Origin of the sequence: Scytonema sp. HK-05 (assembly GCF_963872035.1) — a bacterium.
GTDB lineage: Bacteria > Cyanobacteriota > Cyanobacteriia > Cyanobacteriales > Nostocaceae > Kalymmatonema.
The window spans coordinates 57725-69987 of the sequence record NZ_CAWMYC010000093.1 but is presented as its reverse complement, the minus strand read 5'-3'; the positions used below and the strand labels follow the sequence as shown (position 1 = coordinate 69987).

At 42.6% G+C, this 12263-nt stretch carries 10 protein-coding genes and 1 pseudogene; 6 read left to right on the top strand and 5 right to left on the bottom strand.

All coding sequences use genetic code 11. The features are described 5' to 3' along the window. Positions 1-58 precede the first annotated feature (58 nt). Positions 59-1369 (bottom strand): ABC transporter substrate-binding protein, encoded by a 1311-nt coding sequence (locus AACT52_RS13630; RefSeq protein ID WP_073631316.1) that lies wholly within the window; start codon positions 1367-1369, stop codon positions 59-61. 1004 nt (positions 1370-2373) lie between these two features. Here AACT52_RS13630 and AACT52_RS13625 point away from each other — a divergent pair. The 5 genes from AACT52_RS13625 (at position 2374) to AACT52_RS13605 (ending at position 9594) form a co-directional block, all read left to right on the top strand. Beyond that, a complete protein-coding gene (locus tag AACT52_RS13625) occupies positions 2374-4959 on the top strand; it encodes an adenylate/guanylate cyclase domain-containing protein (protein ID WP_073631314.1) in 2586 nt (861 codons plus the stop codon). Between the two features lie 243 nt (positions 4960-5202). After that, positions 5203-5883: an HMA2 domain-containing protein gene (locus tag AACT52_RS13620; RefSeq protein ID WP_073631312.1), complete on the top strand. Its 681-nt coding sequence runs from the start codon at positions 5203-5205 to the stop codon at positions 5881-5883. A gap of 152 nt (positions 5884-6035) precedes the next feature. Then, complete coding sequence (locus AACT52_RS13615) at positions 6036-7178, top strand: phosphatase PAP2 family protein (protein ID WP_073631311.1); 1143 nt, start codon at positions 6036-6038, stop codon at positions 7176-7178. A gap of 189 nt (positions 7179-7367) precedes the next feature. Continuing rightward, positions 7368-8867, top strand: coding sequence for an ABC transporter permease subunit (locus tag AACT52_RS13610; protein WP_073631309.1), 1500 nt, complete (start codon positions 7368-7370; stop codon positions 8865-8867). Then, positions 8860-9594, top strand: a complete 735-nt coding sequence (locus AACT52_RS13605) for an amino acid ABC transporter ATP-binding protein (protein ID WP_272937096.1) — start codon at positions 8860-8862, stop codon at positions 9592-9594. Before AACT52_RS13610 ends, AACT52_RS13605 begins: the two co-directional genes overlap by 8 nt. A 58-nt stretch (positions 9595-9652) precedes the next feature. Here the strand turns inward: AACT52_RS13605 and AACT52_RS13600 are convergent, their stop codons facing one another. Further along, positions 9653-10213, bottom strand: coding sequence for a DUF2808 domain-containing protein (locus AACT52_RS13600; RefSeq protein ID WP_073631307.1), 561 nt, complete (start codon positions 10211-10213; stop codon positions 9653-9655). A gap of 277 nt (positions 10214-10490) precedes the next feature. On the opposite strand from AACT52_RS13600, the gene AACT52_RS13595 reads away from it, so the two are divergent. Beyond that, on the top strand, positions 10491-10973 hold the full coding sequence (locus AACT52_RS13595) for a hypothetical protein (protein WP_073631305.1): 483 nt from the start codon (positions 10491-10493) through the stop codon (positions 10971-10973). Between the two features lie 52 nt (positions 10974-11025). On the opposite strand, the gene AACT52_RS13590 is transcribed toward AACT52_RS13595, so the two are convergent. From AACT52_RS13590 to AACT52_RS13580, 3 genes and pseudogenes are all read right to left on the bottom strand, one after another. After that, positions 11026-11325 (bottom strand): TMEM165/GDT1 family protein, encoded by a 300-nt coding sequence (locus tag AACT52_RS13590; RefSeq protein ID WP_073631303.1) that lies wholly within the window; start codon positions 11323-11325, stop codon positions 11026-11028. 40 nt (positions 11326-11365) lie between these two features. Continuing rightward, positions 11366-11791 (bottom strand): TMEM165/GDT1 family protein, encoded by a 426-nt coding sequence (locus AACT52_RS13585; protein ID WP_073631301.1) that lies wholly within the window; start codon positions 11789-11791, stop codon positions 11366-11368. Between the two features lie 335 nt (positions 11792-12126). Then, positions 12127-12261, bottom strand: a pseudogene (locus AACT52_RS13580) (RNA-guided endonuclease TnpB family protein); the annotation flags it as partial. Positions 12262-12263: the final 2 nt, after the last annotated feature.

Below are 12263 nucleotides of genomic sequence, written 5' to 3'. Positions count from 1 at the left end.
GCCATGGCGCGTCTGTACATTTGTTGGTTGTTAGTTGTATACCAGTACCTACTACCCACTATCCACTACCTAACAGTCGCCTGGTTTCATTAGCAGCAGCTTGCATCGCCCTTTCAGGAGTTATGCGATTTGTGAGTGCAGCACTGAGGTAACGTTGCAAAATATCTGATGCTTGAGGATATTGGGCGATAGGCGGACGTAAAACTGCCTGATCAACTATCTTGAGTAACTGGGGGTAGTAAGGATATTTGCTGACAATTTGTGGATCTGTAAATAATGAGCGTCGGCTTGGTACAAAACCTGCATTTAAAATAAATTGGCGCTGTGCTTCTTCACTGGTAAAATATTGAATTGCTGTCCAAGCTTCTTTAATATGTTTGGAAGATTTGGAAATTCCCAAACCCCAGCCTCCCAAACACGCTCCTCCACTGTTACCAGGAGTACCAACCATTGCTTGAATGGCGATTTTACCTTTGATGGGAGAATCTTGAGCATTAGCTAAGGGCCAAACATAAGGCCAACTCCGTAAAAATGCTGTTTGACCGCTTTGAAATATACGTCTTGTATCTTCTTCAATATATGTTGTGACACCAGGTGGAGAAATTCCTTGTTGAATCGTGTCTTTCAAAGTTGCGATCGCCTTTAATGTTTCTGGTTTATCTAACCCAACTTCCAAGGTATTGGGATTCACCCAATATCCACCAAAGCCTTCCAACACTTCCACAAACATAGCAGCGAGTCCCTCGTACTGGCGACCTTGCCAAAGGTAACCCCAATTAATCTTTCCTTGCTTTTTTAAGGACTCAGAAATTTTCAGCAAATCTGCAAAGGTTGCTGGCGGTTGAAAACCTGCTTGCTTGAGTAAGTCTTCCCGGTAGTAGAGAACTCCAACATCACTGCGCATGGGAATTCTGTAGAGTTTACCTTCGTAACGTCCCCCTTCTACGTCTTTGGGTGAAAATGCTGCTAACTCTTGTTTGGATATGCGATCGCTCAAATCTAACAACCATCCAGCAGCAGCAAACTTGGGTGTCCAAATCACATCCATATTGATCAAGTCATAAGGAGAATCACCCAAGATAAATGCCGAAGTATACAGGTCTTCCAGCAAATTTGTCGCATTTGGACCTTCAATAATATTGATCCGAATGCCCGGATTTTTTGCTTCAAAGTCTTTGATTATACCTTGTCTCCAAGGTTGGGCATCAGGAGCAGTCATCAACATATTCAGGACTACTGGTTGCTGTGATAAAGCTTGCGCGATGGAAAATAAGATGATGCCCAGTAATACAGCCAAAAATATTCCTGTAGGATATTTTATTTTTTGTAATATTTTTGGCTGTTGTTTTAGTTTTTTTAATTCAAACATTTTTACCTAACAAATCTTACCCGACAACAATTGATTTTTAATATTTTTTATTAAAACACTTTACTATTCCCTATCATGTCTTTGTTTGAAATATTCACTATTTCTGTAATATTTTGAAAACTTTAGATAGCAGTTAGGCAGTCTCTCTCATTTTTGGAAACACCAGTTCAGAACGTCGGCAGCTGGAACTCTGCCTATTTTGTCTTGGCAGTTTTAAAACTTTCATTTTTTCATATCTTGTGCGTAAGTTCTGTTAGATTATGATTATTAAAAATAAAACATTCAATTGGATCAGGTGGGAAAACATCTTTCAAAATAAATAGTTATTTTTAATTATAAAAAAAATCTTGTACTTCCTAATAAAATCCATCTTTAGGTAGATTTATGACTTTCTTAAGGTAGAACTACTTTACAAAAATACTATAGATATTAAATAAGCAAAAATCAGAATTTTATATTGAGACTTGTTGCTTGGAGTGCAAAGCACCCCTTTAGGACAATAATCGCAGGAGTCATCTGCATTTCAAACCTTTTCCGATTCAAGAATCACTTCCCAAAAAGGCTATGCCACTCACTAGGAAAAAACTGCAATCAAAAAATAATAGTCTCACTTTGCCAGAAGGTTGCCGATGAACTGAAAAGCCTACGCTGTCTTGCGTAAGCGTAAAATGTGCCGCAGGCATATGCATAGCGTGGCGTGCGGGCTACTAAGAAGGCATAGCAATCACGCTAGTACACGACGGCGGAAATAAAGCTACCATTCAAAAGCAGCGAAAAGCCCACAGAATCAGCCTTTTGACTTTTGACTTTTGACTTTTGACTTCCGCGCAGCGGTACTAGGAGTCTGTCACATTTTTAACTCCTAACTTTCAGAAGGTGACGCTTGCGTGATCACAGATTACACTGAGGATGATGTTAATCACTGGTTGCCTGTAGCAACACTTACATAAATTAAATGACATAGTTAAACATTCCTAATGTGTAATTCTATATCAACATCAGTTATGTCAGTTCATCAACGTAGTTACGGTCATACCGCCGATTTAATTATTAGTGTTGCCAGTCAAAAAACCCGCGAATTGCCCCAAGATACCACTCGTGTGGGTTCTTTTGTCAAACGACAAGGAACGATATCTAGTTTTCTGGCTCCTCTGACCCAGGATACTTTTAAACAGGTCGTTACGGAAGTTGAACAAAAATTAAGAATTGTCAACCAAACCTTGTCCATGTTGGATTCTCAAGGTTTTGAAGCAATTCTACACGAAATGCTACAGTCAATTACTTTGAAAACAGGGGAATTACTATGTGCTGACCGCACTACTATATTTTTATTGGATGAAGAAAAAAAAGAACTTTGGTCAATATTAGCTGAGGCAGAGGGCGATCGCTCGCTAGAAATCCGTATACCAGCAGATAAAGGCATTGCTGGCGAAGTTGCCACACATAAGAAAATTATCAATATTCCCTTTGATTTTTACAACGATCCCCGCTCAGTATTTGCCCAAGAGCAAGAAAAAAGAACTGGCTACCGCACCTACTCTATGTTGGCTTTGCCACTTTTAAACGAACAAGGGCAATTAGTCGCAGTCGTACAATTACTGAATAAGTTAAAATTGCCTAGCCATCCAAATGCTCCTCTTTCAGAGCGGATTGATACTAGGGGTTTTACTGATACGGACGAAGAATTATTTTTGGAATTTGCTCCATCGATTCGGCTCATTTTAGAGTCCTCGCGCTCGTTTTACATAGCAACTCAAAAACAGAGAGCCGCCGCAGCCCTGATGAAAGCAATCAAATCACTCAGTCAAAGTAGTCTTGACTTAGAGGACACCCTGAAGCGAGTGATGGCTGAAGCGAAGGAACTGATGAACGCAGATCGCAGTACCTTATGGTTGTTAGACCGCGACACTGGCGAACTTTGGACGAAAATAACCCAAGACGACGGAACAACCAAGGAGTTGCGAGTACCGAAGGGTAAAGGCTTTGCTGGTATAGTTGCCCTTACCGGCAAGACGCTGAACATTCCCTTTGACCTGTATAATCATCCAGACTCGGATACTGCTAAACAAATAGACCAGCAAAATGGTTATCGCACCTGTAGCTTACTTTGTATGCCAGTGTTTAACGCCGATGGAGAATTGATTGGCGTGACTCAGCTAGTGAATAAAAAGAAACCAGGGCATTTTCCCCCTTATCATCCCAGATTGTGGCCCAAGCCTCCTGAATGCTTCCAAGCGAGTTTTGACCGCAACGACGAAGAGTTCATGGAAGCTTTTAATATTCAGGCGGGGGTGGCGTTGCACAATGCCCAGTTATTTGCCACAGTTAAACAACAGGAACTTTTACAGCGAGACATTCTTCGCAGTCTTTCCAATGGGGTGATTTCTACTGATAAAGCAGGGTTAATTATCGCCGCAAATGAAACCGCCAAACGCTTGCTGGGTGTAGAACCAGAAGAACGCTTGGAAGGTAAATTAATCAGTGATGTTGTCTGCATCAAAGAAGGCGACTTTAGCAATTGGTGTCAAGCAGCCTTAAATCCAGCAGACTTAAGATACCGCGAGCAGTACTATCCGGATCGCACCCTGCTGACGACTAGCAAAACACAGCACAGTGTGAATTTATCGATCAGTGCGATCGCAGACGCCAGCGACTCTCAGCAAGTGCGTGGGACGTTGGTTGTTATGGATGACATCAGCGATAAAAAGCGGCTCAAGAGTACGATGTATCGCTACATGACTCAAGAATTAGCAGAAGAGTTGCTGAAATTGGATGACGCGAAACTGGGAGGCGATCGCAAAGAAGTTTCGATTTTGTTCTCTGATATTCGTGGCTACACCACTTTGACCGAAAAACTGCAAGCAGAAGAAGTGGTAAGTATGCTCAACGAATATTTTGAATCGATGGTAGAGGCAGTTTTTCAATACAAAGGTACCCTAGATAAATATATCGGCGATGCCATAATGGCTGTTTATGGTTCCCCCTTGCCTTTACAACAACACGCTTGGATGGCGGTGCAAACGTCTATAGAAATGCGCCATCGCTTGCAAGAACTTAATGCCCGTCGTCAAGCCGTTAACAAGCCAAAAATTGATATAGGTATAGGTATAAATTCTGACATAGTTATTAGTGGTAATATTGGCTCAAGCAAGCGAATGGAATTTACTGCCATTGGCGATGGCGTTAATCTAGGCTCCCGACTGGAAAGCGTGACCAAGCAGTATGGCTGCGACATTATTATTAGTGAAAACACATATCAGCCTTGCAAAGAGTACATATGGGCGAGAGAACTCGATTACATTCGTGTCAAAGGGAGAAATGAGTCGGTCGCCATATATGAATTAGTCGGGTTGCGTTCCGACGCGATTTGTAGCAACAAGCTGCAATTAATTGAGTATTATCACAGAGGGCGCGAATATTACTTGAGTCGCCAGTTTAGCCGTGCCCAAGCTGAATTTGCCAAAGTTTTAGAAATTGACAGTAAAGACTTAGCCACAATACTACATTTGCAGCGTTGTCAGTATTGGTTACAACAATCTTCATTAGATAGTAATTGGGATGATGGGGTGTGGACATTTAAGGAAAAGTGACATCCTTCCTGAGTAATCGCTGGGGCTATAGTCAGGGATTCCAAAATTGTATTCTGTGTTCTGCGTTTTTCTTTAATATGTCCACTTACTGATTAAAGACATTCTTTAGATAGAAGATGGAGGAAAACATTAGCAGTTACCGTACTTAATCAGAGAGAAAATTTTTTGGCTCTTTCTTCCAAAATAAAAAAAATTATAAAGCTCGGCTGCTTTTTTTACTTTTTGGAAACTGAGATATTTAATATGACTTCTACAAAACGATCTAATTCTGACAAAGGTACTCTTCTCAATTCGCATCAACAACCTAAAAAGACAACTTCCAGCATAGCTCATAAAACAGCACCACCCGAAAAGATATCTTATAGCGTTGCCCATGCAATTCCTGGACGTATTCGTTTTCGTATTCCTCGGCTAGTCAAAGATTCTGAGTATGCCAATAAACTCAAGCTGGTGATAGAATCCGACTCTAGGACTACGGATGTCCGTGTTAACCCGACAGCTGGATCGATTGTCGTCACTTATCAACCAGGCGTCATTTCAGATCAGCAAATGCGCAAGCATCTGGTCAATCTTATTCAAACCGCCCCAAATATAGTTTTGCCAAAGCGAGCAACCGCCAAATCAATTCTGGGAGCCATTTTTGATGCTGTGATCAACCTACTTGACAGTACACGTAACATCAACAAAGCGCGTACCGCCATTGTGTATGGACAGCCCAAGACAGATTTTTGGGAACGATTGCTCTCGACCACGGAAAGCATGATCAAGAGGCTAAAATCTGGCATGATGTTCATCTTGCCCAACAAGCGATTGCAAGCGCGGAGTGCGTCCAAACAAGTGGGCTTGCAGCTCGAAAGGCTGCAATCTGTGGGCGTAGACGCGCATAGCGGAGGTAGCGACATGGGCGAGGCTGTGGCGACTTGAAAAGCTTTTCGGCTGCTGGGGAAACCCCCTCTCGTGCGACTGGCGTCGGCTACTGTATTAGAAGCTGACGCTGTGTAGCGTGTGCCGACATTACCCACCGTTTCCGCTAAGATATTCACAGCCTGGAAGGTTTTAGGCAGCTAAGTAGAAAAATGGGCACTCCTAACTTCAATCAACTCCGCAATGAGAATCCTTTGGTTCGGGCAATACATACCGCTGTCAAAGGAAGAGCTAGATATAAAGTCAGTGGACTTCATTATTCGGAAGATCTCAAAAGATACCTTGAATCGCGATTGTCACAGGAAGAAATCATCGCGCAAGTTCATGCTAACCATATCACAGGAAATGTTCTTGTGATTTTCCATCCAGAAAAAAGCCCAAATGCGATCGCCTTACTCCTCCAAGATATTGTCTTAGATTACACAAAACAGGTCAGAAAACTACCTCTAAGAACAGCTTATATCAGCACAGCAAAAGAAAATTTACCTATAAATAAAGGAGAGTTAAATCAGCCTAAAGCCGATGCTCACAAACAAAATGGCAAAGCTCTACTGCCCCAAGCCCACACAAACAAACAATTAGACCAAGCGAGCAATCAACTTGTTCATCAACTTGTTCTAGTATCAGGGGCTGTTTCCAGCCTTGTCCTATCTACCGCACTGCTACACAAATATAATCTTGACACAAGCATTTTACTAGCAATTCAGAAACTGCACACGCCACTTCTTGATCGCATCATGCTTGGTATCACTTCTCTTGGCGATCCAGCGGTTTTGGTGTTGGTTTCTTTGGGATTGGGATTTGGACTTAGATATCATAACCGTCGCTTTCAAGCAACTACCTTGGGTATAGCCGCAGGTGGTGCGATCGCCTTAAATTGTTTGCTGAAACTGCTGTTTGGTAGAGCACGTCCAGCACTGTGGGACCGACTTATTCATGTGGGTTTACACAGTTTTCCTAGTGGTCACGCAATGGTGTCAATCGTGATTTACGGCTTTATCGGCTATATTCTGGCAAAGCAATTTCCTCAATGGCGGGGACGGATTTTTGCTTTGACCTTTGTCTTAATTCTGGCGATAGGTTTTAGTCGGCTTTATCTGGGCGTACACTGGCCTACTGATGTGGTCGCTGGCTATGCCGCAGGTTTAGTGTGGTTGATGGCTTGTATTGAGAGGTTGGAACTACGACAAAAATATAACTCGTTAGGTAGACATTTACAACAGAAGCCTGAAGCATCAAACAGGATGTTAGAACTTACCCATTCACAGAAACCTGGCTATGTGTTTTCAAGCTAAAATTTGAGTTACTTGAGATTTCCTAGCTAAATGTGCATCTGGTGCAAATTAATAAACCTCTTGCAAAAGCCAATTTTATGAAAAAAAAACCACAGATGGACACAGATGGACACAGATAATTTATCTGCGTTTATCTGTGCCCATCTGCGGTTCTAAATATCCATGAATCATACTTTTGCAAGAAGTCTAATGAACAAACGCAAAGTATTGCTATTTCTGCTGCTATTCACAGCAATGGTAGCAATCAGTACTATCGCGGGGCATACCAATCCCCTATATGCAGCTTCATCAGTTGGTAAAGACACGCTGACGATGATCACCTCGCCGGACTATCCGCCTTACGAGTATTACGACACTCAGGGCGGTGAAAGGAAAATCGTTGGCTTTGATGTTGATATCGCCAATACCATTGCCAAGGAACTGGGGTTCAAACTCAAGGTGATGGAGTCGGATTTTAACGGCTTGATTCCCGCACTCCAGGCAAATCGTGCTGACTTTGTGATGGCTGGGATGACTCCAACAGCAGAACGGCGAAAAAACGTTGATTTTTCCATCATCTATTATCAAGCGAAAGATACAATTGTTGCTCCCAAGAGTAGTAACCTAAAAAAACCAGAAGATTTATCTGGGAAAAAAGTTGGCGTTCAACTGGGTACAATCCAGGAGCAAAATGCTAAGAAATTAGCCGAAAAAATTCCCGGAATTCAGCTAAAGCAACTTAACAAAGTCCCTGAAGTCATTCAGGAAATTAAATCTGGGCGAATTGATGCTGCTATCGTCGAAGATACCGTTGCTAAAGGATTTGCTCAAGCTAACTCGGATTTAGAATTTAACGTTATTCCTTCATCACAAGAGGGTACAGGTTCGGCGATCGCCTTTCCCAAAGGTTCAAATCAAGTCGAACCTTTTAACAAAGTCCTTCAGCAAATGAAGGACACGGGCGAACTGGAAAAACTAGCGACGAAGTGGTTTTCCCTCAACACCGCAGCAAACGCCGCATCCTCAACAGCACCTGCTCCTCAAGGTGGGCTGAATTTAGACTTTAAGAGAATCCTTCCAGATCTTCCTTTTATTCTTCGGGGAATTCCCTTAACTTTGTTGTTCACTGTGTTATCGGTATTCCTGGGTTTAATCTGGGGAACATTCCTATCTTTATTAAAAATTTCAGGTATAAAGCCACTAGGTTGGTTAGCCAACGCTTACACCTCTGTATTTAGAGGCACACCATTGCTGTTGCAGTTGGCGTTGGTTTACTACGCAACACCCCAGCTAACTGGTTATGATATCCCTGCATTGCAGGCAGGAGTCCTCACATTTACTCTGAACTCTGGGGCTTATATGTCAGAAACTATCCGGGGTGGGATTCAAGCAGTAGATAAAGGACAGAGTGAGGCGGCAATGTCTATGGGTGTTCCCTACGCGTTGATGATGTGGGACATCATTTTGCCCCAAGCATTGAAGAACATTCTCCCCGCTTTGGTAAATGAAACGATTGGACTTTTGAAAGATTCCGCTTTGGTTTCAACTCTTGGTGTGGTGGAAATTTTACGCAGTGCCCAAATTGTCGGAGCTAATAAGTATATCTACTTTGAACCCCTGCTGTTTGCTGGGTTAATCTACTACGTTTTGGTCATGGGTTTAACTAGGGGCGCATCCACACTCGAAAGGAGGTTGAGGCGAAGTGAGTGAAGCTATCATTCGTACGGAGTTCTTGTGTAAATCTTTTGGCAAGCTTGAGGTTTTGAAAGATATTTCGACTGAGATTTACCAGGGTCAAGTCGTAGCTATTTTAGGTCCAAGTGGGTCGGGGAAGTCAACTTTCCTGCGATGCATGAACTTGCTAGAACGCCCCACCAAAGGACGAGTTTACTTTAAAGAATATGAAATTACCGCTCCCAAGGCAAACATCGCCAAATTTCGGCAGCGCTTGGTGATGGTGTTTCAACACTTCAATCTGTTTCCCCACATGACGACGTTGCAAAATGTCACGTATGCCCCCATTAAGGTGAGGGGAATGAATCAGGAACAGGCAACGCAAAAGGGGTTAGAGTTGCTTGGTAAGGTAGGTTTGGTGGAAAAAGCAGATGTGTACCCCGCAAAACTATCCGGCGGACAAAAACAGCGAGTTGCGATCGCCCGCGCACTAGCAATGGAACCGGACATGATTTTGTTTGATGAACCAACTTCTGCCTTAGACCCAGAAATGGTTAAAGATGTGCTAGAGGTGATCAAAGCTTTGGCACAAACTGGCATAACAATGGCGATTGTGACTCATGAAATGGGATTTGCCAGAGTTGCTGCTAGTCGAATTATGTTCCTCGATCAAGGACGTTTGGCAGAAGACACCACACCAAGTGAATTTTTCAATACTCCTGGGTGCGATCGCGCAAAGCAGTTCTTAGAAAAAATGCTGTAGTTTAAGAGTGCAGATATTTGCTGTGCACTACAGCTATATACGCACCTGTAGGAGGATGTCAAAAAAACCTAGGACCGAAGTTGTAAAATTGCAGCCTTCCATAACCAAGAAATTGACCATGAGCTTGCTCTCCTGGTGGAAACGCCGTGACTCCAAATAGATACACGCCAGCAACCTGAGGGTTTTGCACGGGCTTGAGAGCTATTGTGATGGTTCTACCTGGAGGGACTGGCGGGTCAAATGTGAGCGATATTGTTTTCGTCTTGCGGTCGCTTGCCGCATCTTTCAAAGCAAGTTTTTGACCTTTCTTGGAACGCGTCCCTTCAAAGGCGGAAGTGTCTTTCAAGTCAAAGCGTACACGGTCTACTCCCTCACGCTGGTTAATCGTTATCCGTTGCAGTGGTTCTCCAGCGTTTTCTGGCAGACCAATGGTAAAGTAATACGTTGCACCCCATACATAAGTCTCCTTGTAGGTCGTCACTACATCACCAAGGCTCGGTGGTTGGACAAAATAGACTTTACCATCTCGTAACTGAACTGCTTGACTCAAGTCCACAGTGTATCCGCCTATCACTGCTGTGCAAGCAATCGCTGTACTTAACAAAAATCCTACACGCATTGCTGTGTATACCTGCAGCTATCGCAGGTGACAAACTTACCCTATGATTCAATTTTACAATTTCCCTTTCAATGTTCTGCATTTTTACTCAACTAACGTTTGATTATTCTTAACAATATTTAAATAACATTAATTATTTGAGCGTAATCAGGCAACAAATACTGAAATAGCTTTACGAAATAGCAACATATTTGTAAAAGATAATTGATATTTGTTGTCAGAGTGCTTTAGTTAAGTTAGAAGTGAGAAGTATAAAGATACGCAATTATTCAAAATTATGAATGCTGTTTCTAGCGTTGAACTCAAGCGACCCATTTGGCAAAGTATTGCCATGTTAACTTTGGGCTTTTGGCTCAGTGCCAGCCTCTTGTTAGACTGGGTAATTATGCCTAGCTTGTATGTTTCTGGCATGATGACTCAAGCCAGTTTTGCCTCAGCCGGTTATGTCATTTTTTGGAATTTTAATCGGCTCGAATTATTGTCTGCTGGCTTGGTATTAACTAGCGTGTTAGCTCTGTGCAACAGCCAATCTAAGTGGCGTCGCAGTGCAATTATTTTATCTATGCTATTGCTCGCTATAGCTTTGGTTGATACTTACCTGTTAACTCCGCAAATGTCTGCAATCGGGCTTGAACTGAACCTCTTTCAGACAATTGAAACTCCAGCAGCTATGAATGTACTACATGGTGGTTACTGGGTTTTGGAAGTAGTAAAACTATTGGCAGGCGGCACACTTTTGGGCTGGTGCTGGCGACGTTAAATCACTACATGAGGAATGATGAATGATACAAAGCTTCAGAATGCATGATTCATCATTCATCAGCTTCCGGCGAAGCTTCCTCATTGTTAAAAAATAGTAGGCGTACCGCGAGTATGGCAAATCCTACGGCGGCGATCGCTTTCAACAACCTTGTAGGTAATAACTCTGCCACTGCTCCCCCAGCTAATGCTCCCAACAAGCTCGTCAACAGCAGTGCGCCAGCTGCCCCAAAAAACACCGCACGCGGAGATTGACAACGACCTGAAAGGGCGATCGCCGCTAACTGACTTTTATCGCCCAATTCCGACAAAAAAACTGTAATAAAGCTCAATCCTAAAAGATGCCAGTCCATAAGTAACAAATTCAAAATTTAAAATTCACACATTCAAAATTCAAAATTGGGCTACATCCCAAAAAAGCATCAGGGAAATCAGCAACAACATTACCCCTGCTGCTTTTTCTACGATTTTGGGAGAGAACCTGCTAGCCATCCAACTCCCTAACACCACACCTAGTAAACTAGTCGTGACGAGCGCTGCTGCAGATCCAAAAAACACCACCCACGGAGATTGTGATTCCGCACTCATTAACAAGGTGGATAGCTGTGTCTTGTCACCAATTTCTGCCAGAAAGATGGTCAAAAAGGTAGTAGCGAAAATGACTAGTGGGGTTTGTGGCTTCTGAGGTTTGTCAGAAACCAAAGGTGACGACACTTCAACTAAGGCGGTTGTAGAATTGCAATCTACTTCATCTTTTAGCTTTGGCTGGCTTTGTGTCTCAGATGTGGAAAAGGTCAAAGGCTTAGAGTCAAGTTTCACAGGTAGTATTTTTTTCGCTAAGTTGTTTTCATATTTTTATCATTTTCTCAATTTTTTTGACATATTGCAAGCTAAGGTTCACGAAAGCTTGTTACTATAGCGCTTCTCGTTTGAATTAAGTACAAATTTATCTGTGTCCATCTGTGTCCATCTGTGGTTCTTATCTCCTGATGTATTGCACTCAACCCCCGAACCGCTACACTCACTCCATTTTTGTTGAGTCAATACCCCTATAGATAGTTTTTTGTGAGAGCCAAGAAAAATTGGTAGTAAAGTCCTAGTTAATTTTGGTACCTAAGTCCTAAGTACTTTTGGGAACTTAGAGCGATTCGCTAAGTTTTGTATAGACCTCGCTTAACACGTTTGCCACTGAAGACAGGTTTAATATCAGATTTGCTGTTGAAAGTTGGTAATTTATCACCGTCTAAAGCACTTGCAATGCTTGTGTAACTTTCTTCAGTCAGAGTCACCG

Coding starts and splice junctions, on each gene's coding strand:
- AACT52_RS13630 (WP_073631316.1), bottom strand. CDS start 1,369: ATGTTTGAATTAAAAAAACTAAAACAACAGCCAAAAATATTACAAAAA.
- AACT52_RS13625 (WP_073631314.1), top strand. CDS start 2,374: ATGTCAGTTCATCAACGTAGTTACGGTCATACCGCCGATTTAATTATT.
- AACT52_RS13620 (WP_073631312.1), top strand. CDS start 5,203: ATGACTTCTACAAAACGATCTAATTCTGACAAAGGTACTCTTCTCAAT.
- AACT52_RS13615 (WP_073631311.1), top strand. CDS start 6,036: ATGGGCACTCCTAACTTCAATCAACTCCGCAATGAGAATCCTTTGGTT.
- AACT52_RS13610 (WP_073631309.1), top strand. CDS start 7,368: ATGAACAAACGCAAAGTATTGCTATTTCTGCTGCTATTCACAGCAATG.
- AACT52_RS13600 (WP_073631307.1), bottom strand. CDS start 10,213: ATGCGTGTAGGATTTTTGTTAAGTACAGCGATTGCTTGCACAGCAGTG.
- AACT52_RS13595 (WP_073631305.1), top strand. CDS start 10,491: ATGAATGCTGTTTCTAGCGTTGAACTCAAGCGACCCATTTGGCAAAGT.
- AACT52_RS13590 (WP_073631303.1), bottom strand. CDS start 11,325: ATGGACTGGCATCTTTTAGGATTGAGCTTTATTACAGTTTTTTTGTCG.